The organism is Acidovorax sp. SUPP3434, from assembly GCF_030159015.1.
In the GTDB taxonomy this organism is placed as follows: domain Bacteria; phylum Pseudomonadota; class Gammaproteobacteria; order Burkholderiales; family Burkholderiaceae_C; genus Paracidovorax.
This window is the reverse complement of sequence record NZ_BQXL01000005.1, coordinates 25,041-50,576: the sequence shown is the minus strand read 5'-3', so window position 1 is coordinate 50,576 and position 25,536 is coordinate 25,041. Positions and strand designations below refer to the sequence as shown.

Sequence of the window (25,536 nt, the reverse complement as noted above, 5' to 3'; positions counted from 1 at the left end):
ATCGCGCCCGCATCAGGCGGCCACGCCGTCGAGCCCGGCCCGCAGCGCGGTGGCATCCAGCGCCTGGCCGATGAACACCAGCCGCGTGCGGCGGTCCTCACCCTCGCGCCATGCGCGGTCGAAGTGGTGATCCAGGCGCCGGCCCACGCCCTGCAGCAGCCAGCGCATGGGCTTGCCCGGAATGGCGGCGAAGCCCTTCACGCGCAGGATGGCGTGCTGCTCCACGAGGCCCGCCAAGGCGGTCAACAGGCGGTCGCGGTCCACGGCCGGCAGATCGATCACGTGCGCGTCGAACTCGTCGTGGTCGTGGTCTTCTTCATGGTCATGGTGGCTCTGGCGCTGGTCGATGGAGGCCTCGGACGCCTTGGACAGGCCCAGCAGCACATCCAGCGGCAGGCGGCCCTGCTCGGACTGCACCACCTTCACGGACGAGGGAATCTCCTCGCGCACCAGCGCCTGCACGCGGGCCAGCGCGTCGGCGTCCACCAAATCGGTCTTGTTGAGCACGACCAGGTCCGCAGCGGAGAGCTGGTCCTCGAACAATTCATGCAGCGGCGACTCGTGGTCGAGATTGGGGTCCGCGCGGCGCAGGGCGTCCACGGCCTGGGGGTTGGCGGCGAACTGGCCGCTGGCGGCGGCCGGCGTGTCCACCACCGTCACCACCGCATCCACGGTGAACACGTTGGCGATCTCCGGCCACTGGAAGGCCTGCACCAGCGGCTTGGGCAGCGCCAGACCCGAGGTCTCGATGAGCACCGCATCGATCTGGTCGCGCCGCTCGGCCAGCAGCTTCATCACCGGGAAAAACTCTTCCTGCACCGTGCAGCACATGCAACCGTTGGCCAGTTCGTAGAGTGCGCCTTCGCGCTCGTTGCCCGCGTCGTCGCAGCCGATGCCGCAGCCCTTGAGGATCTCGCCGTCGATGCCGAGTTCGCCGAACTCGTTGACGATCACCGCGATGCGGCGGCCGTCGGCGTTGTCGAGGATGTGGCGCAGCAGCGTGGTCTTGCCGCTGCCCAGGAAGCCGGTGACGATGGTGGCGGGAATCTTGGACGTTTGCATATCGGTTCTTTCGGTGCCGCAGACGGCGTGACTGCGGAATTATCCGGGAACCCGCCGAGCCGTCCCCCGCGGGACAGGCGGCGCGGCCTGCACACCTCCCAAAGTGGAGCCTGCACCATAATCGTGACCCTGTGCCCTGCGGCGACGAGGCGTGCCAACAGGCATGCGGACCGTTCCCCGACCCCACGGCGGCACGGCCCTTTCGCCCGTCCCCTGCTCCACACCGAATCCATGAACCCTGAAGCCCACAACATCTGGCGCGCACCGCGCTGGGCCCTGGCCGTCCTGCTGGCGCTGCTGGGCATGCTGGGCCCATTTTCGATCGACACCTACATCCCCGCGTTCTCGGGGATCGCCGCCGCGCTGGGCGCATCGCCGGTGGAGATGCAGCAGACGCTGTCGGCCTATCTGTTCGGCTTCGCCTTCATGACGCTGTTCCACGGGGCGCTGTCGGACAGCTTCGGGCGCAGGCCCGTGGTGCTGTGGGGCATTGCCGTGTTCACCCTGGCGTCGGCCGGCTGCGCCCTGTCGGAGAGCATCGGCCAGCTGGTCATCTTCCGCGCGCTGCAAGGCCTTTCGGCGGGCGCGGGCATCGTGGTGTCGCGCGCGGTGATCCGCGACATGTTCCCGCCCGCCCAGGCGCAGCAGGTGATGAGCCAGGTCACCATCTATTTCGGCGTGGCACCGGCGATCGCGCCCATCATCGGCGGCTGGCTGTTCGTGCATGCGGGGTGGCACAGCGTGTTCTGGTTCCTGACCGGCGTCGGCGCGACGCTGTGGCTGGCCAACTACCGCCTGCTGCCGGAAACGCTGCATGCCGAGCAGCGCCAGCCTTTCAATGCGCGGCACCTGCTGCGGGGCTACTGGGAGCTGGGCTCGAGCCCCCGCTTCCTGCTGCTGGCACTGGCCAGCGGCGTGCCGTTCAACGGCATGTTCCTGTACGTGCTGGCCGCACCGGCCTTCCTGGGCGACCACCTGGGGCTGGCTCCCACGCATTTCTTCTGGTTCTTCGTGCTGACGATCTCGGGCATCATGGGCGGCGCCTGGCTCAGCGGGCGGCTGGCAGGGCGAATCGCGCCCAAGCGGCAGATCCGCCACGGCTTTCTGATCATGTTCTCCATGTCCATCCTGAACCTGCTGGCGAACTGGCTGTTCAAGGCGCACGTGTCCTGGGCGCTGCTGCCCATCGCCGTGTTCGCGTTCGGATGGGCGCTCATGGTGCCCGTGGTCACCCTGCTGGTGCTGGACCTGCATCCGGAGCGGCGCGGCATGGCCTCGTCTCTGCAGGCCTTCGTGGGGTCGTCCGCCAACGGCCTGGTGGCGGGGGTCGTCGCGCCGCTGGTCATGCATTCCACGCTGTGGCTGGCTGGTGCCTCACTGGGAATGATGTGCGTGGGGCTGGGTGCCTGGGTCTACCTGCACCACCGCTGGCCGGACGTCGGCCGCACGGCATCGGCGGGCTGACCCGGATCGGGGCATGCCCCGCCGGGCGCAGCGCGAGCCGCCGGCTCAGTTGCCCCGCCGGCGATCCGTCTCGCGGGCTTGGTAGTAGCGCATCTTCTCGGCGTACATGGCCTGGTCCGCCCGGTTCACCGCGGCCTCCAGCTGGTCGCCCGACGAGGCACTCGACGTTCCCATGGACAGGCTCAGCGGCCGGCCGGGGTAGAACTGGTTGTTCAGGTCCAGCAGCGAGTTGATGCGTTCCATGAGGGAATGCGCACCCCGTTCGTCGGTCGCAGGCATCAGCACGGTGAACTCGTCGCCGCCGATGCGCGCGGCACATGCCGGCGCATCCACGGCCTTGGCCAGCACCTCGCCCACGCGGCGCAGCATGGCGTCGCCGGCCGCATGGCCTTCTTCATCGTTGATCGACTTCAGGCCGTTCATGTCGATCACGAGAACGGCCACCGGCCAGGGGCCCTTGCGCGTGAGCCGATTCAGTTCCTCGACATAGAAGGCCCGGTTGCGCAGCTGGGTCAGCACGTCGTGCTTGCCCAGGTATTCCAGGTACGCCTCTGCCTTTTTGCGCGCGGTGATGTCCACCAGCGACAGCAGCACCATGCTCCAGTCGTGCGCGTGCTCGGGCAGGATGGCGAATTGCATGTGGATGTTCACGGCATCGCCGGAGAGGGAGTAGTTCACCACCTCGCGCTGCTGGAAGAGCCTGCCGTCCCACAAGTCCAGCAACTGCTCCGCAAAGGACTCCTGCATTTCCCCGCGGAACACCTTGCCGATCTGGTGCAGCAGCATCTCCTTGGAATCGGCCCCGAACATCGACAGGGTTTCCTGATTGACGTCGATCACGCGGATTTCGTGCATGCACCGCACCACGAACTCGGGGTGCACCTTGAGGAAGGTCTTGAAATCGCGGATGCCCTGCGAACGCACGTCATCCAGCAGCCGCTTGACCGCGCTGAAGTCCTCCACCCACAGCGACACGGGCGAATTCTCGAAGAGGCCGCGCGCATACAGTTCGCTCTCCTTCAGGGCACGGCTTGCCTGGTGCTGCGCGGTGTGGTCCTCCAGGGACACCAGCACGCGGCTCCAGTCGTCCTCATGCCCGGGCAGGATGCGTCCGCGGATCTGCACGTCGAGCCGGCGGCCATCGAGCGTGTAGTTGACCGCCTGGTTGGAAAACTCGGTCGCCCCGGACCACAGCTGCAGGATCTCGGGCAAGGCCTGCTCGTGCATGTCGTCTCGAAACACCTGACCGAGAGAGGCCTCCAGCGTGGCCTGGTCCGGCGCGGCGAACAGCTCCAGCGTCCGCTGGTTCACCTTGATGACCTTGAGGCAATGGCTGTACTGCCGCAGGCAGGAGGGGTCGTTTCGGACGTGCTCGGCGATGTCTTGCACCCCTTCGCTGCGCCAGCGGGCAAAGAGTTGCTTGAGCGCGCTGTAGTCCTCCAGCCAGAGCGACACGGGCGCAAGGTCGAACATGTGTTCGAAGTCCGCGTCCAAGGACGAGGGCAAAGAAGACGGCATCTGGAACCTCCAATCAAGCGGACGATTGTCGGGCAGACGCCGACGGCACCGTTCCATCGTGTGGTCCGCCCATAAAAAAAGCCAACCCCGAAGGGTTGGCTTTTGCAGTCAGCGGCAGTCCGCGCGCCGATCAGCGGGCAGGGCGTGCAGGGCGCTTGCGTGCATCGTGCGGCACGAAAGGCTTGCCGCCGCCGGCTCCGGGCTTCGCGAACGCCGGCTTGCGGGGAACGAATTCGCCACGGGGTGCGAAATCACCACGCGGAGCGAAGTCGCCGCGCGGAGCGCCGCCTTCGTTGCGGCCACCGCCGAAGCCATTGCCACGGGCTGCGTCGCCGAAGCCGGGCTTGCGGCCATAGCCATCGCCGTCGCGGCGGGCACCGCCGCCGAAGCCGCGGTCATCGCGCGGAGCGGCATGGCCGCCAGCACCTTGGTAGCCGCCACCAGCAGCACGGGGAGCGGGAGCGCCACGGCCACCGAAACCGCCACGGCCTGCGCCGGCCGGCTTGCGATCGCGCGAGAAGCCGTCACGGCTCTCGTAGCCACCCTGGCGGCCACGGCCACCGAACTCGGGACGGGCCTGCGGCGCGCGTTGCTGCGGCTCCAGGCCAGGCACCACTTCCGACTTGAACTGCTGCTTGCTGTAGCCTTCGATGTCGAAGATCTTGCGGCGATCGCGGAACTCGGCGAACGTCACCGCCAGGCCATCGCGACCTGCACGGCCGGTGCGGCCGATGCGGTGGGTGTAATCCTCAGCCTTCATCGGCAGGCCATAGTTGAACACGTGCGTGATCGTGGGCACGTCGATGCCACGGGCAGCGACGTCGGTGGCCACCAGCACCTGCACCTGGCCGCTGCGCAGCGCCATCAGGCGGCGGTTGCGAAGGCCCTGGCTCAGGGCGCCATGCAGCGCCACGGCCGAGAAGCCTTCCTGCTGCAGGTCGTTGGCCAAGCCGTCGCATTCGACTTGCGTGCTGGCGAACACGATGGCCTGGTTGATCGTCGTGTCACGCAGCCAGTGGTCCAGCAGCTTGCGCTTGTGCTGGGCGTTGTCGGCCCAGAACAGCACCTGCTTGATGTTGGCGTGCTTTTCCTGCGGGGAGTCGATCTGGATCTTCTTCACCGAAGCGCCGTTGTCGTGCATCACACGCATGGCCAGTTGCTGGATGCGCGGTGCGAACGTGGCACTGAACATCATGGTCTGCTGGCGCTGGGCGGTCAGCTGGTTCAGTTCGGCCAGATCGTCCGAGAAGCCAAGGTCGAGCATGCGGTCGGCTTCGTCCACCACCAGGAACTGCACCTGGTCGAGCTTGATCTGCATCGAGCGTTGCAGGTCCAGCAGGCGGCCGGGCGTGGCCACCACGAGGTTGGCGTTCTGCAGCTTGGCGATCTGCAGTTGGTACGGAATGCCGCCCACCACATTGGCCACGCGCAGGCCGCGGCAATGCTTGACCAGTTCGATGGCGTCATGGGCCACTTGCTGGGCCAGTTCGCGGGTGGGGCACAGGATCAGGGCGCCAGGGGCGGCAGCCTTGAAATTGCGGGGGTTGGTCGGGTCCTTGCGTTTGCGCTTGGGGGCCGGCTCGCCACGGGCCAGGGCTTCGGCAACGGAACGGTCGAACTCGTCGCGGGCGGCGGCATCGGCTTCGGCCTGCTGGCGGATCAGCGTGTGCAGCACGGGCAGCAGGAACGCGGCGGTCTTGCCGCTGCCGGTCTGGCTCGAAACCATCAGGTCGATGAACTGGCTGGACTCATCGCCCGAACCCATGGCCAGAGGAATGGCACGCTCCTGAACACCGGTGGGCTGGGTGTAGCCCAAGTCGGCCACGGCCTGCACCAGTTCGGGGGCCAGGCCCAGGCGCACGAAGCCGTTGGGCAACGCGGGTGCCGAGTCTTCCGCCAAGGCGGCAGATTCAGTGGATTCGATGGATTCGCCGGTTTCGATCGCGGACGATTCCAGCGTTTCAACGGCCATGGAAGATTCAGCAGGCGCGAATTCGCCCTGCACTTGCAAAGTGTCGGTCATATTTTTCTCACACGAAGACGGCCGCAGGCGTGGCCTGCGGAGGCTTCGTCAATGGTTAAAAAACATCAACCATCAAACGAAACCAGCGCCAGCATGTTGCTGGGCAGGTGGGCATTAGCGCGGGATCCAGGCTGAAGGGTTCAGCAGGCCGCAGGCCCAGTGTGTGAAGGGAGATGCACAAACTGCGCGATATTTCCGCGCAGCCGGCGATTATTGCACGGCTGGGGTTTTCCCGCAATGCAATCGGTTAAATAACGCGTTAGAGCCGCCCTGCCCGAATCGAACGATCCGCGTGCGTTGCAGCCCCGCCATGAGTGCCCCCAGCGCTCACAGCGCCAGCAGGTGGGTGCGGTAGTGCGCGAGTTCGTCGATCGACTCGTGCACATCCGCCAGGGCGGTGTGCCGCTGCGCCTTCTTGAAGGTGGTGTAGGCCTCGGGCTTCCAGCGCTTGGCCAGTTCCTTGAGAGTGCTGACATCCAGGTTGCGGTAGTGGAAAAACGTTTCCAGCCGTGGCATGTACCGGACCAGAAAACGGCGATCCTGCCCGATGCTGTTGCCGCACATGGGCGCCGTGCCCTTCGGCACATAGCGCGAGAGGAATTCGATGATCTGTTGCTCTGCTTCGGCTTCGGTCACCGTGGAGGCGCGCACCTTGTCGATCAGGCCGCTGCGGCCGTGCGTGCCCTTGTTCCATGCGTCCATTCCGTTGAGCAGCGCATCCGACTGGTGAATGGCGAACACGGGGCCCTCCACACGAGGGCTGAGGGTCGGCCCCGTGACCACGACGGCGATCTCCAGCAGGCGGTCGGTTTCCGGGTTCAAACCGGTCATTTCGCAGTCAAGCCAGACGAGGTTCTGGTCGGATTTGGGTAGCACAGGCACAGTGGGGTTGGCGATATCGGACATGGCCGGCATTGTCGCCGATGGCCTAAACTCGCCGGACATGCCCACCCCTGCCCCTTCCTCGCTGCTCGCGCCCTCCACCCTTCTCACCCTGCTGTTCGCCGCCTTTCTGGTGGCGGGGCTCGCACTCCGGTTCTGGCTGGCATCGCGCCAGATCCGCCATGTGGCACGGCACCGCGACGCCGTGCCTGCCGCGTTCGCCGACCGCATACCACTCACAGCCCACCAGAAAGCGGCCGACTACACCATCACCAAGGCCCGCTTCGGCCTGCTGGAGATGGCACTGGGCGCCGCGGTACTGCTGGGCTGGACCCTGCTGGGCGGACTGGATGCACTGAACCAGTTCCTGCTCGATGCACTGGGTGGCGGCATGCTGCAGCAATTGGCGCTGCTGACGGCCTTCGCGGCCATCAGCGGGTTGATCGACCTGCCCGCCACGCTCTACCAAACCTTCGTGATCGAACAACGCTTTGGCTTCAACCAGATGACGGCGCGCCTGTGGCTGGCAGACCTGGCCAAGTCCACCTTGATGGGCGCGGCCATCGGCCTGCCCATCGCGGCATTGATCCTGTGGCTCATGGGTGCGGCCGGCCCCCTGTGGTGGCTTTGGGCCTGGGGCGCGTGGATGGGATTCAACCTGCTGCTCATGGTGGTCTATCCGATCTTCATCGCGCCGCTGTTCAACCAATTTCAGCCGCTGGAAGACGAATCCCTCAAGGCCCGCGTCACGGCCCTCATGCAGCGTTGCGGCTTTGCAGCCAAAGGGCTTTTCGTGATGGACGGCAGCCGCCGCAGCGCCCATGCCAACGCCTATTTCACGGGGTTCGGCGCAGCCAAACGCGTGGTGTTCTACGACACCCTGCTGCGCCAGTTATCCCCCGGCGAAGTCGAGGCGGTGCTGGCCCATGAGCTGGGGCATTTCAAGCACCGCCACATCGTCAAGCGCATCGTGAGCCTTTTCGCGCTGAGCCTCGCGGGCTTTGCGCTGCTGGGCTGGCTTTCCACGCAGGGCTGGTTCTACACGGGGCTGGGCGTGCTGCCCAACCTGTCGCTGGAAGGCGTGGCCGGCTCTGCGCCCAACGATGCCCTGGCGCTGCTGTTGTTTTTGCTGGCGGTGCCAGTGTTCACCTTCTTCATTTCACCGTTGTTTGCGCAGCTGTCGCGCCGCCACGAGTTCGAGGCCGACGCTTATGCCGTGGCCCAGACCAATGGCAGCGACCTCGCCACGGCCTTGCTGAAACTTTACGAAGACAATGCCTCCACCCTCACGCCCGATCCGGTGTACGTGAAGTTCTATTACTCGCATCCGCCGGCCACCGAACGGCTGGCGCGCATGCCCAACCTGGCCCCGACACCATGACTTCGATGCTCAAGAAAAAAGACTGGTCCACGCAGACGCGACGTGCTTTGACGGCGACGGAAATCGTCGCCAAGCTGGCCGACCTCGACGGCTGGAAACTGACCGGCGACGGCGCGGATGTGGCCATCGAAAAGACCTACCGCTTCGCCAACTACTACGAGACCATCTCGTTCGTGAACGCCGTGGCCTTCGTCGCCAACGCGCAGGACCATCACCCGGACCTGTCAGTGCACTACAACCGCTGCGTGGTGCGACTGAATACGCACGACGTGAATGGCATCTCGGCGACCGACATCGAATGCGCATCGCGCTTCGATGGCCTGCTCGCCGCATGACCACACCCCTTCCCCGCCATGGCTGAGCGCAGCGCCCTGTTCGACGGCATCGTGGTGGCCAGCCACGGCCGCCATTGCCTGGTCGAATCGCCCGACGGCCAGCGCCGCATTTGCCATCCCCGCGGGAAAAAGAGCCAGGCCGTGGTGGGCGATCACGTCCTTTGGCAGGCCGCGCCAGCCGGCCAGGGAGACGAAGGCACCATCGAGAAGGTCAAGGAGCGCCGCAACCTGTTCTACCGGCAGGACGAAATCCGCACCAAGTCCTTCGCCGCCAACCTGGACCAGGTGCTGATCCTGATCGCCGCCGAACCCGTGTTCTCGGAGAGCCAACTGGCCCGTGCGCTGATCGCTGCGGAAGCAGAGCGCATCACGCCGATCATCGCGTTGAACAAAAGCGACCTGGTCGAGCCCTTCGCCCGCGCGTGGGAGCGGCTGCTACCCTACCGCCACATGGGCGGCAGCGCAGCGGACGGACACCACTATGGCGTGATGCCGCTGTCGCTGTCCGAGTCAGGCGAGGTGGACAAGGTCGCACTGATGGAGCGCCTGTCGGGCAAGACCACGCTGGTGCTCGGCCCGTCGGGCTCGGGCAAGAGCACGCTCATCAACCTGCTGGTGCCGGGCGCCACGGCGCTCACAGGCGAGATCTCCCAAGCGCTCAATTCCGGCAAGCACACCACCACCACCACGACCTGGTACTGGGTGGACGCCGAACGCCACACCGCCCTGATCGACTCGCCGGGCTTCCAGGAATTCGGCCTGCACCACATCGGACCAGCCGATCTGCCGCGCTACATGCCCGACATCGGCCTGCATGCCCAGGGATGCAAGTTCTACAACTGCACGCACCTACACGAGCCCGGCTGCGCGGTCATGGCGCAGGTGGACGGATTGCAAGGCGAATCACGCACCGGCGCAGATTCCATCAGCGCGAATCGCTACCAAATTTATAGCAACCTGTTTGCCGAACTGAGCGAGCACCGGCATTGGTGATGGGACGGCACGGCGGCGCTCAGTCCCGGCACTCGACGTACCACCCCAGATAGTCGCTCCAGGCCGGCTCGTGCTCGGCCTCCAGCACGGGGGGGTCCATGCCCGGCACCGCTTCGGCAGCGCGCCGCGCGGCCTCCAGGGCATGGTCGGCGCTGGTCACGTAGCAATGCACCGTGCGGGTGCCACCGCGCAGCACGATGTGGCTGCAGATGCCTTGCTGGTACATGGTGGCCGCATTGACCCAGGCATCCTCGAAATCCTGCGCCTGCTGCAGCGCGGACTTGTCCTGCGCCGGCAGGCTGGCCTGCACGCGCCAGCCGAAATCCGCGCGGGACACCAAGGCATTGGCGCTCAGATTGACCTGCACCATGATGGGATCGCCCTGGGCATCCCGCCCCTCCAGCGCGGCCCAGCGCACCGGCTCGGGCGGATAGACCGCCGAGCGGCCCAGGGTCTCACGCCAGAAGGTGTCGATGCGCGAAACGCTGTCATCGAGCGACGCGGGCTCCCAGTCCTCGAAGCCCGCGTCGTCGCTGAGCCCATCGGTGTCGAATTCCACCACCCCGACCTTCACCGAAAAATCGTACTCGCCCAGCATGTGGTCGAGCAAGATGAACGCCATGTGGCGGGCATGGTCCTGCAGGTCCATGGGCACGGGCTTGGAAAACGACAGCGCCAATGCGATGCGTCCATCGATCTGGCCCACGCGCACCAGCAGCTCATGGGTGGCCAGATCGAATCCGTCCATGCGCATGCCGAAGCCACCGGGCATCCGCTGGCGGAAGGCCTCCACCCGCCATGGCAACTGCGCCGGTGCCTGTGCGGTCAACGCTTGCACATCGGCAAACCGCTCGGCACTCCCGTGGGCCGTGAAAACCAGCCGGGCCAGGCCTTCCACGGGCCCCTCCTTGCCCGCGCCGGCCACCTCCACCGTGACCCCGGGAACGCAAGGCTCCAGCAGGGCATTCAGGCGCTCCATGAACGGAACGGACTCCAGGCCCTGCAAATCGGCCCGTTCGCCCAGGACCGCAGCCCAGAAGCGGTCCGCGGCGGCGGACATTTCCTGCGTGGAAGGCTCGCGGGAGGGAGATTCAGTTCGGTTCATGGACAGTCCTGGTAGCACCTGCTCGGGGGCAGGGCATCGGTAACGAACAAGGCCGCGTCAAAGGCGGAGCGACTTCGCCGCGAACTTCAAAAAGAAGGCCCGGCTCAGCCCAGCAACCGGGCCAGGGTCAGCAGGGCGAGCAGCAGCATCCATACCACCACCGAGCGCCAGACCAGGCCGACCACGCTGCGCAAATGCCCCACTTCGGGCTCCCGCCCCGGCGTCACGTCGCTGCTTGCGGCCTCAATGTCGCCATCGAAGCCGGCGGGCGAGAGCGGGTCCACCCGCGCCCGCAAAGCCTCACCGCCCAGGCGCACGTTGATGGCGCCGGACGTGGCCGCCAGCACGACGCCATCGTTGTCGTTGGGAAAGCGCTGCGCATGGAAGCGCCAGCCATCGATGGCCTCTTCGAAACTGCCCACCACGGCGAAGCTGAGGGCCGTCAGGCGGGCAGGCAACCAGTCGATCACGGTCCAGGACCGCGCCGAGGCACGCTGCAACGATGCGCTGGCCGGATGCGGGCTGCCGGCCTTCCAGTAGCGCGAGACGAATTCAGCCAGCCGGTAAAGCACCGCACCGGTCGGCCCGAGTCCCAACGCGGCCAGCACCGAAAAGCAGGCGAGCACGCCGAACACGTGGCGGTGCGCGGCGATGACGGAATACTCGACCACGTGCCGCACGATCTCGCTGCGGGGCAGTTGGCCCACATCCACCTGCTGCCAGGCCGCGAGCCGGGCCCGCGCGCTGTCTTCGTCGCGCTCTTCCAGCGCATCGCGGATGTTGGTGAAATGGTGGCTGAACTGCCGGAACCCGAGGGTGACATAAAGCACCGCGACATTCCAGACCACCGCCGCCGGCCAGCCCACCCCGTAGAACAGCAGCCAGTGCACCGCCAGCACCGCGAGCGAAGGCACCAGCACGGCGAGCGCCCATGCCACCCACCCGTGGTGGGCCTTGCCCGCATCGAAGTTGCGGCTGATCGACAGCGCCCAGGCGCGAACGCCCGCATGGATGGGGTTGCTGCGCGCCAGCGGGCGTGCCTGCTCGATCAGCAACGCGAACAGGATGGCAAAGAAACTCATGGTGGGCAATGATAGCGGCCCGGTTCGGTGCCCAGCCGTCGTCGCCACCGGAAAGATCGCCCGATCTCAGGCCAGCATGAAACGGTAGAAATTGCGCAGCATGCCCGCCGTTGCGCCCCAGATGAAGTGCGTCTTGCCGGCGGCATCCTCATAGGGCATGGAAAACCATTCGCGGGTGACCCCTTCCCATTCGAACGCATGGCGCCGGTGGTGCGACGGATCGAGCAGGTAGTCCAGCGGGACCTCGAACACGTCCGCCACTTCGTAGGCATTGGGATTCAGCGTGCAATCGGGCTGCACCAAAGCGACCACCGGGGTGATGCTGAACCCGGTGCCCGTCCTGTAGGTGGCCAGTTCCCCCAGCACCTCCACATACCGCACCTCCAGGCCGACCTCCTCCCAGGCCTCGCGCAGCGCCGTGGCGGCAGGGTTGGCATCTTCCGGGTCGGCGCTGCCGCCGGGAAAGGCCACCTGGCCGGAGTGCGTGGACAGGTGCACGGTGCGCTCGGTGAGCAGCACCGTCGCGCGTTCGCGCATCACGATCGGGATCAGCACGGCGGCATGGCGCAGCGGCCGGTCGGTGAAGGCACGCTCATGCACGACCTCAGGCACCCACTCCGGCGCCGAGGCGAAGCGCAGCCGCAGCGCTTGCGCCGTTTGCGCCGCAGCGGGAACGCGGGGGAGATGAGCATCCACCCCCAGCACGGGCACGCGGCGCGGGTCGAACTGCGGCAGCGAGGACAGCGGGGCGATCACCGAAGGCATGGAGGGTGAAGGGGGCGAAGAATCTGGCGGCGTCATGGAGTGGGCCTGGTCGGCCAGGCGGCCAAAGAAAAAGCCGCTACGGCTTGCGCTGTAGCGGCTTCGGGGCAGTGCGCAAGGCGCCTTATGCGGCTGCGACCGGCGCGGCCTTGACACGCGAAGGCAGCTTTTCCTTGATACGTGCCGACTTGCCGCTGCGTTCACGCAGGTAGTACAGCTTGGCACGGCGCACGTCGCCACGGCGCTTGACTTCGATGTTGGCGATCAGGGGGCTGTACGTCTGGAACGTACGCTCCACGCCTTCGCCGCTGGAGATCTTGCGCACCGTGAAGCCGCTGTTCAGGCCGCGATTGCGCTTGGCAATCACCACGCCTTCGTAGGCCTGCACGCGCTTGCGGGTACCTTCCACCACGTTCACACTCACGATGACCGTGTCGCCAGGGGCGAATTCGGGAATGGTCTTGTTCAAGCGGGCGATTTCTTCCTGCTCGAGAGTCTGGATCAGATTCATGTTTGCATCCAACGATCATGTCCGCGCCAAGATTGGCAAGCGTCGGGATTGACGTGGGGGTGCTTTCGCAGCAAAGGCGAAAGCGGCCGGCCAGAGGATCGAAAAGCCCGCGATTATAGCAAGTTGCCGTTCTTTGCCAAAACGGCCTCGTCCGCCTTGCCCAAAAGCCCCTGCGCGCGCGCCGCGTCGATGAGCTCGGGACGGTGCTGCGCGGTGATCGACAGGCGCTGATCCCGGCGCCAGCGCTCGATCTGCACATGGTGGCCAGAGAGCAGCGGCGCAGGAACCCGCAGGCCCTCCCACTCTTCGGGCCGGGTGTAGTGGGGGCAGTCCAGCAAGCCGTCGAGCGCTTCGTTGAAGCTGTCGAACTGGTGGCTCCCCTCATCGTTCAGCACGCCCGGCTGCAGGCGTGCGACGGCATCCAGCAGGGCCATGGCCGGGATCTCGCCGCCCGACAGAACGAAATCGCCCAGGCTGAGCTGCATCTGCACATGCGCGTCGATGAAGCGCTGGTCGATGCCCTCATACCGCCCGCACAGCAAAATGGCGCCCGCACTGCCGGACCAGCGGGTCACGCCCGCGTGATCGAGCACCTGCCCGATCGGCGAGAACAGCACCACCGGGGCCGTCTGCCCCGCCGCCTCGGCCCGGTCGGCCCGAATGGCCGCCAGGCACCGCGACAAGGGCTCGGCCATCATCACCATGCCGGGGCCGCCCCCGAAGGGCCGATCGTCCACCCGGCGGTAGTTGCCTTCGGCGTGATCGCGCGGGTTCCACAGCCGCACCTCGACCTGGCCCGACGCATACGCGCGCCGCGTCACCCCGCTGGCCAGAAACGGCGCGAACAGCTCGGGAAACAGGGTGATGACGTCGAAACGCATGGGCAGAGGGGGCCAGGGCCGCCGAAGGAATGGCGACGCGGCCCGTCCTTCAATCGGTCGGTCGATCCATCAGTAGTCGGGTTGCCAATCGACCGTGATGCGGCGCTCGGCCAGCTCCACCTTGTCGACGAAGGCCGAGACGAAGGGAATCATGCGCTCCTGCGCCTTGCCCTCGTGTTCGTAAGCCAGCACCAGCGTGGTCTGCGGGCCGGTGGAGAGCAGCTCGCGCACCGTGCCGAGGTCCACGCCCTCGCGGTTGACGACCGCCAGGCCGATCAGGTCGACCCAGTAGTACTCGTCCTCGGCGGCGGTCGGAAAGCTCGAGCGGGGCACGAAGATGCGCGCGCCGCGCAGCGCCTCGGCCGCATCGCGGTCGTCCACGCCCTGGGCGGTGGCGACCACCGTATCGGAATGTTCTCGCGCCTGCTTCACCGCCAGCACCACCGTGCCTTCGAAAAAGCTCTTGGCGCCCTTTTCGCTGGGCTGCAGAAACCAGCGCTTGGAGGAAAACAGCGCTTCCGGATCGGCGCTGTAAGGCAGCACCTTGAACCAGCCCTTCACACCCCAGGCATCGGCAATGCGGCCGATCTCCACCGCATCGGACGGCAATTCGGCAGACTCAAGAACGGGCAGATTGGGCATGGTGTGCAACGGGGTTTCGGAAATGAAAAAAGGCGGGGCCCGTCAGAAAAACCAACGGAACCCGCCTTTTGTCCGGAGGACGCGGATCAGGCAGCCTTCTTGGCAGCCTGCTTGATCAGACGGTCCACGGTGGGCGACGACTGGGCGCCGACGCTCTTCCAGTAGGTCAGACGGTCTTGCGCAATGCGCAGGCCTTCTTCGCTTTCCTTGGCCGTGGGGTTGTAGAAACCCAGGCGCTCGATGAATCGGCCATCGCGGCGCACACGCTTGTCGGCCACGACGATGTTGAAAAACGGACGACCTTTGGAGCCGCCGCGGGAGAGTCGAATAACGACCATAATGAATCCTTCGGGTGGTCGCAGCGTAAAGCTGCATGGTTTTTTGCTGCGTTTGAGACACGCGACATGGCCACCCGGCCAGCGACACGCTGCAAAGCCCGCGATTATAGCCACTTCACCCCACATGCCTACCATCCGCGACAGCCGCAGCGAAGATATCGCTGCCATCACCGCCATTTACCAACACCACGTACTGCACGGCACCGGCACCTTCGAGGTGGACCCACCGACCGAAACCGACATGGCCGCCCGCCGCACCGACGTGCTGGCCCGGGGCCTGCCCTACATCGTGGCGGAAAAGGATGGCGAGGTTCTCGGCTTCGCCTACGCCAACTGGTTCAAGCCCCGCCCGGCCTACCGCTTCTCGGCGGAAGACTCCATCTATGTCGCCGACACCGCCCGGGGCATGGGGTTGGGCCGCAAGCTGCTCGATGCGCTGGCGCAGCAGGCGGAGGCGGCGGGGGTTCGCAAGCTGCTCGCGGTGATCGGCGATTCCGCCAATGCCGGCTCCATCGGGGTACACCGCGCTGCCGGCTTCACCGAGATCGGCGTGATGCGCTCGGTGGGCTGGAAGTTCGGCGCCTGGCGCGATATCGTGCTGATGGAAAAGACCCTGGGCGCGGGCGACACCACGTCGCCGGAATGAGCCCCTCATGAAGAACAAGACCGTCGCCGCGTGGCTGGCCTTCGTCGGCGGGCCCCTGGGGCTGCACCGCTTCTATCTGCACGGCCTGTCGGACATGCTGGGCTGGCTCCTGCCCATTCCCACGGCGCTGGGCATCTACGGCATCCAGCGCGTGCAGGCGATGGGGCAGGACGACCACGCCAGCTGGCTGCTCATCCCGCTGCTGGGCTTCACCATCGCAGGCTGCGCGCTGCGCGCCATCCTCTATGGACTGATGACGCCCGAGCAATGGAACGCCCGCTTCAACCCGGCCGCGGCACCGGATGCCGCGGCGGGGCGCACGCACTGGTTCACGATCTTCGCCATCGCCCTGTCGCTCCTGGTGGGCACGGCGGTGCTGATGGCCAGCCTGGCCTTCAGCTTCCAGCGCTACTTCGAATACCAGATCGAAGAGGCCCGCAAGATCTCCCAGTGACGGCATTGGGCACCAAATATGCCCAATGCCCTAGAAAATCATGCGGTGGCAGCTATAAAAATAATAGCAAACGTCCCTTGGATCGCGATCAGTAGAGCTGCAGACTGACCCAGTAGGCGATGGCCGCCACGAACGCGCTGGCCGGAATCGTCAGGATCCACGCCCAGACGATGTTGCCCGCCACGCCCCAGCGCACGGCGCTGGCACGCTGGGTGGAGCCCACGCCGACGATGGCGCCCGTGATGGTGTGGGTGGTCGACACCGGAATGCCCAGCGCCGTGGCGACGAACAGCGTCATCGCCCCGCCCGTCTCGGCACAGAACCCGCCCACGGGCTTGAGCTTGGTGATTCGCTGGCCCATGGTCTTGACGATGCGCCAGCCGCCGAACATGGTGCCCAGCCCGATGGCCAGGTAGCAGGACACGATGGTCCAGGTGGGCGGCGAGGCGTCGGATGCCGACGCGTAGCCCGTGGCGATCAGCAGCAGCCAGATGATGCCGATGGTCTTTTGCGCATCGTTGCCGCCATGGCCCAGGCTGTACGCGCCCGCGGACAGCAGTTGCAGCCGGCGGAACCACTTGTCCACCTTGTTCGGGCGCGCGCGGCGGAAGATCCACGCCACCGCCACCATCATCAGCGAGCCCAGCAGAAAGCCGAGCAGCGGCGAGACGAAGATGAACGCCACCGTCTTCAGGATGCCGGCCGAGATCAGCGCCCCCGCGCCCGCCTTGGCGATGACCGCGCCCACGATGCCGCCGATCAGCGCGTGCGACGAGCTGCTCGGAATGCCGTAGTACCAGGTGATGACGTTCCAGGTGATGGCGCCCACCAGGGCCCCGAAGATCACGTGCGTGTCCACCACGCCGGGCTGCACGATGCCCTTGCCGATGGTGGCGGCCACGCTCAGGTGGAAGATGAAGATGGCGATGACGTTGAAGAACGCGGCGAAGAGGACGGCCTGCGTCGGCTTGAGCACCCCGGTGGAGACCACGGTGGCAATCGAGTTGGCGGCGTCGTGAAACCCGTTCATGAAGTCGAACAGGATGGCCAGCGCCACCAGCAGCATCACGACCCACAGGGCGGTTTGGACGGTTTCCATGCGTAGAGAGCGTGTATTTCTTCTGGCAGGCCGGGATCAGGAGTTCTCGAGGATGATGCCCTCGATGTGGTTCGCCACGTCTTCGCACTTGTCGGTGATCGTCTCGAGCAGTTCGTAGATCGCCTTGAGCTTGAGCACCTCGCGCACGTCGGGCTCTTCGCGGAACAGTTTGCTCATGGCGCTGCGCATCACGCGGTCGGCGTCGCCCTCCAGGCGGTCGATTTCCTCGCAGGTCTTGAGCGCGGCTTCGGCCACGGCCGGGTCGGCGATCTTCTCCAGCAGCTTGACCGCGTCGCGCACGCGTTCACAGCACTTGAGGCTGATGTCGGTCAGGCGGGTGATCTCTTCGGTCATGTGGCGCACGTCGTACAGCGCCATGGTTTCGGCCGAGTCCTGGATCAGGTCGGCCACGTCGTCCATCGTGTTGATGAGCGAATGGATCTGCTCGCGGTCGATGGGGGTGATGAAGGTCTTGTGCAGCGAGCGGTTGACCTCGTGGGTCACGCGGTCGGCGGCGCGCTCCGCGTTGTCCACGTCCTGGTTGTACTTGTCGCGCAGGTGGGGATCGTTGTAATTGGCCACCAACTGCGAAAAAGCGCGGGCGGCCTCGACGATGCGGTCAGCATGCTGATTGAACATCTCGAAAAAATTGCCCTCGCGGGGCAACAGCTTTCCAAAAAACATGCGGACTCCTGAACAGACGGACCCATCGCCCACGGTCGCCACGGATGTGACAGGACGATGACACTTTTGCGAAAGGCGCGAGTTTAACCGCGCCGTTTGCATGCACTCCGGCCCATCGTGTGCCGACGGGTGGCGGCGGGCGTGTCAGGCAACTCCTACAAACATCGCGCCGCGCTGCCCACATGACCCTGCCGAGGCGCGGCTTACATTGAATCGGCAGTCTTTGATCCGCCCTCTTCCAGACGCTCAGACGCAACCGCCTCTTTCATTGCCATGCCAAAGGATTTCCCCATGAAACACACGCTTCGCGTTCTTCCGTGCGTTCTCGCGCTTGCGTTCGGTGCCGTCAGCGCCCACGCGCAGACGGCCAATCGCGCCTCCAACCGCGACTCGTTCATTCCCAGCACGCAGCAAGGCTACGTCGGCCTGAGCGGCGGCCAGTCCAAATACGATCTGCGCAGCGGCACGGGTGGCTTCGCGTTCGACGACAACGACACCGCCTGGAAAATCTACACCGGCGGCTATTTCAACCAGAACTTCGGCATCGAGTTCGGTTATCTGAACTTCGGCAACGCCACCCGCGTGGGCGGCGAGACCAAGGCGCAGGGCCTGAACCTCAGCCTGGTCGGCCGCCTGCCGCTCAGCGAGCAGTTCGACGTGTTCGGCAAGGTCGGTACCACCTACGGCCGCACCAAGACCTCGGGCAACCCCGGTTTCGGCGTGACGACCGGCGATGACAACGGCTTCGGACTCTCGTATGGCGCCGGCGTGCGCTGGGCGTTCAACCCGCAGTGGGCGGCCGTGGTCGAATGGGAGCGCCACCGCCTGAACTTCGCCGACGGCAAGTCCGATGTGGACATGACCACGGTGGGCGTGCAGTACCGCTACTGAGCGCGCAGGTACGCACGCGTACCCCCAACAAAAAGGGCCCTTCGCAGGGCCCTTTTTTCGTGCGCTTCACGCGCTTTCATCCCGATTCCAGACGCCGGCCTTCGTGCGCCGCTTGGCAGCGCATGGAGGCAGCGGTGGAGGGGGATCACTCGCCCAGGTAGGCGGCGCGCACGCGCGGGTCGCTCAGCAGCTGCTGGCCGGGGCCCGTCATGGTGATGAGGCCCGACTCCATCACGTAGCCCCGGTCGGCCAGTGCCAGCGCGCGGCTGGCGTTCTGCTCCACCAGCACGATGGTCACGCCCAGGGCGTACACGTCGCGCACCACCTCGAAGATCTTGTCCACCATGATGGGCGACAGGCCCATGGAGGGCTCGTCCAGCAGCAGCACCTTGGGCTGGCTCATCAGCGCGCGGCCCATGGCCAGCATCTGCTGTTCGCCGCCCGACATGGTGCCGGCCAGTTGGTCCTTGCGCTCGCGCAGGCGCGGGAAGATGGTGAACATCTTCTCGATGTCGGCCGCGATGCCGGCCTTGTCGTTGCGGATGTAGGCGCCCATCTGCAGGTTCTCGGTGATGGTCATGCGCGCGAACACGCCACGGCCTTCCGGCACCATCACGAGGCCCTTCTTCACCAGGTCCCAGGCGCCCTGCCCCCGGATGCTCTTGCCCAGGTACTCGATGTCGCCATCGGCGAACGGCAGCGTGCCCGTGATCGCCTTCATGGTGGTCGTCTTGCCGGCGCCGTTGGAGCCGATCAGCGACACCAGCTCTCCCTCGCGCACCTCGAAGTCCACACCCTTCACGGCCTGGATACCGCCGTATGCCACCTTCAGGCCCGAGACCTTGAGCAACACGTTGTTGGATTTTTCGGCCATTCTCAATGTCCTCCGGTGCCCAGGTAGGCCTCAATCACTTTTTCGTTCTTCTGCACGGTGGCAGGCGTGCCTTCGGCGATCTGCTTGCCGTAGTCGAGCACCGTGACGCGGTCGCACAGGCCCATCACCAGCTTCACGTCGTGCTCGATGAGCAAGATGGTGCGGTTGTCGTTGCGGATGCGGTCGATCAGCTCGCGCAGCTGCACCTTCTCGGTCGCGTTCATGCCGGCGGCCGGCTCGTCGAGCGCGATCAGTTGCGGGTCGGTGGCCAGGGCGCGGGCGATCTCCAGGCGGCGCTGGTCGCCATAGCTCAGGGTGCGCGCCTTGTAGTCGGCGAACTTGCCGATGCCCACGTAGTCGAGCAACTCCTGCGCCCGGCGGGCGATCGCGGCCTCTTCTTCCTTGAAGCCCTTGGTGCGCAGCACGGCGCCCAGCAGCCCCGACTTGGTGCGGATGTGCCGCCCCACCATCACGTTCTCCAGTGCCGTCATTTCGGCGAAGAGGCGGATGTTCTGGAACGTGCGGGCGATGCCCGCCTTGGCCACTTCGTGCACGGCCGTGGGCTGGTAGGGCTTGCCTGCCAGCTCGAAGCTGCCGCTGTCGGGCGTGTAAAGACCGGTGATCACGTTGAAGAACGTGGTCTTGCCGGCGCCGTTGGGACCGATCAGGCCGTAGACCTGACCCCGTTCAATGGTGATGCCGACGTCGGACAGGGCTTGCAAGCCGCCGAAGCGCTTGGAAATGCCGGCGACCTTCAGCACCACATCGTTGGATTTCTCTGCCATTTCTAACTTTCAGTGCTGTTCAGGTCTTTTGCGTCAGGCTCTTGCCATGGTCGGGCGCGGGCCACAGGCCGCGGGGACGCAGCAGCATGATGATGATCATGGCCAGCGCGATCAGCAGCTGGCGCAGGATGGCGGAGTCGAGGCGGCCGTCCGTCATGGCCTGCAGCGGACCGGCCACGTAGCGCAGCACTTCCGGCAGGGCCGACAGGAGCACGGCGCCCAGGATCACGCCGGGGATGTGGCCGATGCCGCCCAGCACCACCATGGCGACGATCATGACCGACTCCATCAGGCTGAACGATTCGGGCGACACGAAGCCCTGGAAGGCACCGAACATGGCGCCGGACACGCCGCCGAACGAAGCGCCCATGCCGAAGGCCAGCAGCTTCATGTTGCGGGTGTTGATGCCCATGGCCTTGGCGGCGATCTCGTCTTCGCGGATGGCCATCCAGGCGCGGCCGATGCGCGAGTCCTGCAGGCGATAGCAGATGATGACGCTCAGCACCACCAGCACCAGGAACAGGTAGTAATACAGCGTGACCGACGAGATGTCGAACCCGAACACTTCCAGGCGCTTGCCCAGGTCCAGCCCGAACACCTTCACCGAATCGATCTGCCCGATGCCCTTGGGCCCGTTGGTCAGATTGACGGGGTGGTCCAGGTTGTTCAGGAAGATGCGGATGATCTCGCCGAAACCCAGCGTCACGATGGCCAGGTAGTCCCCGCGCAGCTTGAGCGTGGGGGCCCCGAGCACCGCCCCGAAGATCGCGGCCACCAGCGCCGCGAGCGGTATGACCAGCCACAGCGACGTGTGCAGCCCGTTGGGGAACATGGCCGCGAACGACGCGAAGGTCTCCGACAGGTGGGGCGATGCCATCAGCGCGAACAGGTAGGCGCCCACGGCGTAGAACGCCACGTAACCCAGGTCCAGCAGGCCGGCGTAGCCCACCACGATGTTCAGGCCCAGGGCCAGCAGCACGTAGAGCAGCGCCAGGTCGGCGATGCGCACCCAGGCGTTGCCGAAGTACTGCAGCATGAAAGGAAGCAGCAGCAGCGCGATGCCGCCGACGATCCACTGTGCGGTTTTGTTTTGCTTCATGACAATGGGTTCCTCAGGCGCGATCGGCCACACGCTCGCCCAGCAGGCCCGAGGGGCGCAGCGTGAGGATGATGATGAGCACGATGAATGCAAAGATGTCGGTGTAGTGGCTGCCCAGCAGGCCGCCTGTGAGGGTGCCGATGTAGCCCGAGCCGATGGCCTCGATCAGGCCGAGCAGGATGCCGCCCACCACCGCGCCGGCCAGGTTGCCGATGCCGCCGAACACCGCGGCCGTGAAGGCCTTCAGACCGGGCAGGAAGCCCATGGTGTGCTGCGCGGTGCCGTAGTTGGAGGCATACATGATGCCGGCGATGGCCGCCAGGATGGCGCCGATGATGAAGGTCGCCGAGATCACCATGTCGGGTTTCACGCCCATCAGGGAGGCCACGCGGGGGTTTTCCGCGGTGGCGCGCATGGCGCGGCCGAGCTTGGTGTAGTTCACCAGATACACCAGCGAAGCCAGTGCGACCACCGTCACGCTCAGGATCAGCACCTGGGTGGAGGTGATCACCGCGCCGCCGACCTGGAACGGGGTCGTGGGCAGCAGGGTGGGATACGGCTTGTAGTTCGGCTTCCAGATGATCATGGCCAGCGTCTGCAGCAGGATCGACATCCCGATGGCGGTGATCAGGGGCGCCAGGCGCGGACTGCTGCGCAGCGGCTTGTAGGCGACCTTCTCGATGACGAAGTTCAGCGCTGCGGCGACAACGCAGGCGATCAGGGTGGCCAGGAGAAGGATGATCCAGCCCGGAGCCCCGGGCATGGCCTCTTGCATCAGGCCAATGCAACTCCAACTGGTGAGAGCGCCGATCATCAGCACTTCCCCATGGGCAAAATTAATCAGCTGAATAATGCCGTACACCATCGTGTAGCCCAAGGCTATCAAGGCGTACATGCTGCCGAGAACCAGACCGTTGATGATCTGCTGCAGCAAGATGTCCATAAAAAAAGTCCTTCGTGTTTGTAACGCGCGCACTTCGCAAGCCAAGATCGGCAGTGCCTTGTGAGCCCCCAATGCCACCTAGCAAAAAACCCGCCAGGAGCAAAGCTGTGCGGGTTTGGTGGACGGGATTGTAGCCAGTCGAAACCGTGCGCCTTTAGCACGTTTGGCGGGGTTTTCCCTTGGACTCGCGCGCCATCAGCGGGGCGACGTCACCATTAGCCGGGGTGATGCAGCCGAGGGATTGGCCCGGGTGGCTTATACGGTTCAGCAGCCGCCAACCGCCCCGCCCGAGGGGGCGGCCGGTGGGCCGGGCGGAGATGCTGCCCGGTGAGGGACCGGGGGGCGCAGCCTCGCAGCGCCCTCCCCTTCCCCCTCAATCCTTGGCCGCGTCCTGGTCCAGCTGGCGCAACTGGGCCAGCTTGTCGGCGATCTTGGCCTCCAGCCCGCGAGGCACCGGCTGGTACCAGCCGGGCTCGGGCATGTCCTCGGGCAGGTAGGTCTCGCCCGCCGCGTAGCCGCCGGGCTCGTCGTGGGCGTAGCGGTAGGCCTTGCCGTGGCCCAGTTCCTTCATCAGCTTGGTGGGCGCGTTGCGCAGGTGGTTGGGCACCTGGCGCGACTTGTCCTTCTTGATGAACGCCTTGGCCTGGTTGTAGGCCATGTAGCCGGCGTTGCTCTTGGGCGCCACGGCCAGGTAGATCACGGCCTGGGCCAGTGCCAGTTCGCCTTCCGGCGAGCCCAGGCGCTCGTAGGTGAGCGCCGCGTCGTTGGCGATCTGCATGGCGCGCGGATCGGCCAGGCCGATGTCCTCCCAGGCCATGCGCACGATGCGGCGCGCGAGGTATTTCGCATCCGCTCCCCCATCCAGCATGCGGCTGAGCCAGTACAGCGCCGCGTCGGGGTGCGATCCACGCACGGATTTGTGCAGCGCCGAGATCTGGTCGTAGAAGTTGTCGCCGCCCTTGTCGAAGCGGCGCGCGTTGAGGGTGAGCGCGCTCTCCAGAAAGGCGGCGTCCACCCGCTGCACCCCGGCGGCGCGCGCGGCGGTGTCGGTCTGCTCGACCAGGTTGAGCAGGCGCCGCGCATCACCGTCGGCATAGCCCACGAGCGTGTCCACCGCCGCGTCGTCCAGCTGCAGGTGGGTGAGCACCTTGTCCTGCGCCCGGCGCACGAGCTGCTTCAGTTCGTCGTCGGTCAGCACCTGCAGCACATACACCTGGGCACGCGAGAGCAGCGCCGAATTGACCTCGAACGACGGGTTCTCGGTGGTCGCGCCCACGAAGGTCACCAGGCCCGACTCCACGAACGGCAGCAGGCCGTCCTGCTGGCTCTTGTTGAAGCGGTGGATCTCGTCCACGAACAGGATGGTCTTCTTGCCCAGCGCCAGATTGTGTTCGGCCTGCTCCATCGAGGCGCGGATTTCCTTCACGCCCGAGAACACCGCCGACAGGGCGATGAACTCATAGCCGAACGCGCTCGCCGTGAGCCGCGCCAGCGTGGTCTTGCCCACGCCGGGCGGGCCCCAGAGGATCATCGAATGCGGCTTGCCCGACTCGAACGCCAGCCGCAGCGGCCGGCCTGCACCGATCAGGTGCGACTGGCCGATGACCTCGTCCAGGCTGGCCGGGCGCAGGGCCTCCGCGAGCGGCGCGGTGGGGGCGGAGGAAAAGAGATCGGCCATGGGCGTGGGGGTCAATGGGTAGGCTCAATGAAGAAGTAGTGAACGCGATGGGAGCAAAAGACCCAGGGCCAACGCCAACGGGCCAGGCACCGGGTGACGCGGGAGGACGCTCGGCAGGCAGGCAGGCGGCACGGCCCTGCCACGCCCGATTATTCTCCGTCCCCCTGCGGGGCGCTTCGCCCCCCTGGGCCTGCGGGAATTTCCCGCACAATGCCGCGGCGCCCGTTTCGATTCGAAAACCCAAGGAGGAGATCCCCCATGTCCATCGCCGCCAATGCCGTCGTCGCCCTGATCGCCCTGCTCCACGTCTACATCCTGGTGCTGGAGATGTTCCTGTGGGACAAACCCGCTGGCCTGCGCGCCTTCGGGCAGAGCGCGGAACGGGCCGCCGCCACCAAGGTGCTGGCGGCCAACCAGGGGCTCTACAACGGCTTTCTCGCGGCGGGCCTGTTCTGGGGCCTGTGGCTGGGCGGGGCCGGCCTGGGCATGAAGGTGTTCTTCCTGCTGTGCGTGCTGGTGGCCGGCGTGTTCGGCGCTGCCACGGCGTCCCGCAAGATCCTGTTCATCCAGGCCATTCCGGCCGCCGTGGGCCTGGCCCTGGTGCTGCTGGCCTGATCCGGCGCGCTGCGGCGCCAGGGCGCATGCCATGCATCAAAATGGCCGCCAGCGCAATCAACACTAGGGCATCACGCTACAAATACAATAGCAAAAAGACTTTCAGCCGGTCACTGCTTGACCACGTCCGCGCCTGCTGGCGGCTTGAAGTCGAACGTCGAAGCCGGCAGCGAGGCGCTCGACTGCACGTTGGTGAAGCGGATGGCCGAGCGCTGGCCGAAGCTGTCCAGGATGTCGAGCGCCGCGAGCCGTTCGCCCTGGAAGCCCACGCGCACGCTCTTGAGCTGCCCTTCCTTGGCCTTCGGCGTGGCCAGCACCCACTGCAGTCCGTCCTGCTCGGGCTGCGACTCCAGAGCGAAGTCGGCGCGCAGCGCCTGCAGGTCGGGCGCCGAGGCCAGCAGCGCTGCCGGCGTGGTGCCCAGGGCCTGGGCCTGCGCGCGCTGGGTGACCTGGTTCAGATCGGCGTCGTAGAGCCACAGCGTCTTGCCGTCGGCCACGATGGTCTGCTCGAACGGCTTTTGGTAGGTGAAGCGAAAACGCCCGGGGCGCTGGAATTCGAAGGTGCCGCTGGACGTCTTGGTCCGCGCCGCCTCGCCGTCCTTCGGGGGGGCGGTGACGGTCTGCGTGAAATCGGCACGGCCGGCGGCCGCACCCTTCATGAAGGACTCGAGGCTTTTGAGGCCGTCGGCGCTGGCGCACTGGGCAGCGGCCGCGATCAGGGCGGTGAGGATGATTTTTTTCATGGGTTCTCGGTATCTGAGGCCGGGTGCCGGCTTTTCCAGGGCCGCC

The 25,536-nt window shown here is 66.0% G+C and carries 27 protein-coding genes; 8 read left to right on the top strand and 19 right to left on the bottom strand.

The genetic code is table 11. The features are described from left to right. Positions 1-12: 12 nt before the first annotated feature. Entirely contained in the window at positions 13-1,062 is a 1,050-nt protein-coding gene (gene cobW, locus AVKW3434_RS10630) for a cobalamin biosynthesis protein CobW (RefSeq protein WP_284405816.1), read from the bottom strand. A 231-nt stretch (positions 1,063-1,293) separates the two neighbouring features. On the opposite strand from cobW, the gene AVKW3434_RS10625 reads away from it, so the two are divergent. Next, positions 1,294-2,526: a multidrug effflux MFS transporter gene (locus AVKW3434_RS10625; RefSeq protein ID WP_284405815.1), complete on the top strand. Its 1,233-nt coding sequence runs from the start codon at positions 1,294-1,296 to the stop codon at positions 2,524-2,526. Positions 2,527-2,571: 45 nt separating this feature from the next. Here AVKW3434_RS10625 and AVKW3434_RS10620 read toward each other — a convergent pair whose 3' ends face one another. The 3 genes from AVKW3434_RS10620 to orn all read right to left on the bottom strand — a co-directional run bounded on the left by AVKW3434_RS10620 (position 2,572) and on the right by orn (position 6,973). Continuing rightward, complete coding sequence (locus tag AVKW3434_RS10620) at positions 2,572-4,044, bottom strand: sensor domain-containing diguanylate cyclase (RefSeq protein ID WP_284405814.1); 1,473 nt, start codon at positions 4,042-4,044, stop codon at positions 2,572-2,574. Positions 4,045-4,174: 130 nt separating this feature from the next. Further along, on the bottom strand, positions 4,175-6,067 hold the full coding sequence (locus AVKW3434_RS10615) for a DEAD/DEAH box helicase (protein WP_284405813.1): 1,893 nt from the start codon (positions 6,065-6,067) through the stop codon (positions 4,175-4,177). A 327-nt stretch (positions 6,068-6,394) separates the two neighbouring features. Continuing rightward, on the bottom strand, positions 6,395-6,973 hold the full coding sequence (orn, locus tag AVKW3434_RS10610; RefSeq protein WP_284405812.1) for an oligoribonuclease: 579 nt from the start codon (positions 6,971-6,973) through the stop codon (positions 6,395-6,397). A gap of 37 nt (positions 6,974-7,010) precedes the next feature. On the opposite strand from orn, the gene AVKW3434_RS10605 reads away from it, so the two are divergent. Genes AVKW3434_RS10605 through rsgA form a run of 3 tightly spaced genes read left to right on the top strand, consistent with a single transcriptional unit; the run spans position 7,011 to position 9,658 of the window. Continuing rightward, a complete protein-coding gene (locus AVKW3434_RS10605; RefSeq protein WP_284405811.1) occupies positions 7,011-8,330 on the top strand; it encodes a M48 family metallopeptidase in 1,320 nt (439 codons plus the stop codon). Beyond that, positions 8,327-8,665 (top strand): 4a-hydroxytetrahydrobiopterin dehydratase, encoded by a 339-nt coding sequence (locus AVKW3434_RS10600; protein ID WP_284395098.1) that lies wholly within the window; start codon positions 8,327-8,329, stop codon positions 8,663-8,665. Before AVKW3434_RS10605 ends, AVKW3434_RS10600 begins: the two co-directional genes overlap by 4 nt. A gap of 18 nt (positions 8,666-8,683) precedes the next feature. Beyond that, positions 8,684-9,658, top strand: a complete 975-nt coding sequence (gene rsgA / locus AVKW3434_RS10595; RefSeq protein WP_284405810.1) for a ribosome small subunit-dependent GTPase A — start codon at positions 8,684-8,686, stop codon at positions 9,656-9,658. 19 nt (positions 9,659-9,677) lie between these two features. On the opposite strand, the gene AVKW3434_RS10590 is transcribed toward rsgA, so the two are convergent. The 7 genes from AVKW3434_RS10590 to rpsP form a co-directional block, all read right to left on the bottom strand. Next, complete coding sequence (locus tag AVKW3434_RS10590) at positions 9,678-10,763, bottom strand: hypothetical protein (protein ID WP_284405809.1); 1,086 nt, start codon at positions 10,761-10,763, stop codon at positions 9,678-9,680. Positions 10,764-10,867: 104 nt separating this feature from the next. Then, entirely contained in the window at positions 10,868-11,845 is a 978-nt protein-coding gene (locus AVKW3434_RS10585) for a CobD/CbiB family protein (RefSeq protein ID WP_284395104.1), read from the bottom strand. 66 nt (positions 11,846-11,911) lie between these two features. After that, positions 11,912-12,646, bottom strand: a complete 735-nt coding sequence (locus tag AVKW3434_RS10580; protein ID WP_284405808.1) for a CoA pyrophosphatase — start codon at positions 12,644-12,646, stop codon at positions 11,912-11,914. 85 nt (positions 12,647-12,731) lie between these two features. After that, positions 12,732-13,118 carry a 50S ribosomal protein L19 gene (gene rplS / locus AVKW3434_RS10575; protein WP_272548681.1) on the bottom strand — a complete coding sequence of 129 codons (387 nt, stop codon included), beginning with the start codon at positions 13,116-13,118 and terminating at the stop codon, positions 12,732-12,734. Positions 13,119-13,231: 113 nt separating this feature from the next. Continuing rightward, the gene (gene trmD, locus AVKW3434_RS10570; RefSeq protein WP_284405807.1) at positions 13,232-13,999 is read right to left on the bottom strand and encodes a tRNA (guanosine(37)-N1)-methyltransferase TrmD; all 768 of its coding nucleotides are present in this window, start codon (positions 13,997-13,999) and stop codon (positions 13,232-13,234) included. Between the two features lie 69 nt (positions 14,000-14,068). Next, the gene (rimM, locus tag AVKW3434_RS10565) at positions 14,069-14,641 is read right to left on the bottom strand and encodes a ribosome maturation factor RimM (RefSeq protein WP_272564612.1); all 573 of its coding nucleotides are present in this window, start codon (positions 14,639-14,641) and stop codon (positions 14,069-14,071) included. Positions 14,642-14,727: 86 nt separating this feature from the next. Beyond that, complete coding sequence (gene rpsP, locus AVKW3434_RS10560) at positions 14,728-14,979, bottom strand: 30S ribosomal protein S16 (protein WP_272564613.1); 252 nt, start codon at positions 14,977-14,979, stop codon at positions 14,728-14,730. A gap of 124 nt (positions 14,980-15,103) precedes the next feature. Between rpsP and AVKW3434_RS10555 the strand changes: the two genes are divergently transcribed. Then, positions 15,104-15,625 carry a GNAT family N-acetyltransferase gene (locus AVKW3434_RS10555; RefSeq protein WP_284405806.1) on the top strand — a complete coding sequence of 174 codons (522 nt, stop codon included), beginning with the start codon at positions 15,104-15,106 and terminating at the stop codon, positions 15,623-15,625. A 7-nt stretch (positions 15,626-15,632) separates the two neighbouring features. Further along, complete coding sequence (locus AVKW3434_RS10550) at positions 15,633-16,079, top strand: TM2 domain-containing protein (RefSeq protein ID WP_284405805.1); 447 nt, start codon at positions 15,633-15,635, stop codon at positions 16,077-16,079. A gap of 88 nt (positions 16,080-16,167) precedes the next feature. On the opposite strand, the gene AVKW3434_RS10545 is transcribed toward AVKW3434_RS10550, so the two are convergent. Next, positions 16,168-17,178: an inorganic phosphate transporter gene (locus tag AVKW3434_RS10545; protein ID WP_272564616.1), complete on the bottom strand. Its 1,011-nt coding sequence runs from the start codon at positions 17,176-17,178 to the stop codon at positions 16,168-16,170. Positions 17,179-17,214: 36 nt separating this feature from the next. After that, positions 17,215-17,862, bottom strand: coding sequence for a DUF47 domain-containing protein (locus tag AVKW3434_RS10540; protein ID WP_092740846.1), 648 nt, complete (start codon positions 17,860-17,862; stop codon positions 17,215-17,217). Between the two features lie 291 nt (positions 17,863-18,153). On the opposite strand from AVKW3434_RS10540, the gene AVKW3434_RS10535 reads away from it, so the two are divergent. Beyond that, positions 18,154-18,753 (top strand): outer membrane beta-barrel protein, encoded by a 600-nt coding sequence (locus tag AVKW3434_RS10535; RefSeq protein ID WP_284405804.1) that lies wholly within the window; start codon positions 18,154-18,156, stop codon positions 18,751-18,753. A gap of 145 nt (positions 18,754-18,898) precedes the next feature. Here AVKW3434_RS10535 and AVKW3434_RS10530 read toward each other — a convergent pair whose 3' ends face one another. From AVKW3434_RS10530 to AVKW3434_RS10510, 5 genes are all read right to left on the bottom strand, one after another. Further along, positions 18,899-19,627, bottom strand: a complete 729-nt coding sequence (locus tag AVKW3434_RS10530; RefSeq protein ID WP_272564618.1) for an ABC transporter ATP-binding protein — start codon at positions 19,625-19,627, stop codon at positions 18,899-18,901. A gap of 2 nt (positions 19,628-19,629) precedes the next feature. Then, a complete protein-coding gene (locus AVKW3434_RS10525) occupies positions 19,630-20,412 on the bottom strand; it encodes an ABC transporter ATP-binding protein (protein ID WP_272548690.1) in 783 nt (260 codons plus the stop codon). A gap of 19 nt (positions 20,413-20,431) precedes the next feature. After that, the gene (locus AVKW3434_RS10520; RefSeq protein WP_272564620.1) at positions 20,432-21,511 is read right to left on the bottom strand and encodes an ABC transporter permease subunit; all 1,080 of its coding nucleotides are present in this window, start codon (positions 21,509-21,511) and stop codon (positions 20,432-20,434) included. Positions 21,512-21,524: 13 nt separating this feature from the next. Further along, positions 21,525-22,454 carry a branched-chain amino acid ABC transporter permease gene (locus AVKW3434_RS10515; RefSeq protein ID WP_272564621.1) on the bottom strand — a complete coding sequence of 310 codons (930 nt, stop codon included), beginning with the start codon at positions 22,452-22,454 and terminating at the stop codon, positions 21,525-21,527. Between the two features lie 373 nt (positions 22,455-22,827). Further along, the gene (locus AVKW3434_RS10510; RefSeq protein WP_284405803.1) at positions 22,828-24,132 is read right to left on the bottom strand and encodes a replication-associated recombination protein A; all 1,305 of its coding nucleotides are present in this window, start codon (positions 24,130-24,132) and stop codon (positions 22,828-22,830) included. Positions 24,133-24,390: 258 nt separating this feature from the next. On the opposite strand from AVKW3434_RS10510, the gene AVKW3434_RS10505 reads away from it, so the two are divergent. Then, positions 24,391-24,747, top strand: a complete 357-nt coding sequence (locus AVKW3434_RS10505) for a DUF1304 domain-containing protein (RefSeq protein ID WP_284405802.1) — start codon at positions 24,391-24,393, stop codon at positions 24,745-24,747. Positions 24,748-24,857: 110 nt separating this feature from the next. On the opposite strand, the gene lolA is transcribed toward AVKW3434_RS10505, so the two are convergent. Then, on the bottom strand, positions 24,858-25,490 hold the full coding sequence (lolA, locus tag AVKW3434_RS10500) for an outer membrane lipoprotein periplasmic chaperone LolA (protein ID WP_284405801.1): 633 nt from the start codon (positions 25,488-25,490) through the stop codon (positions 24,858-24,860). Positions 25,491-25,536 lie beyond the last annotated feature (46 nt).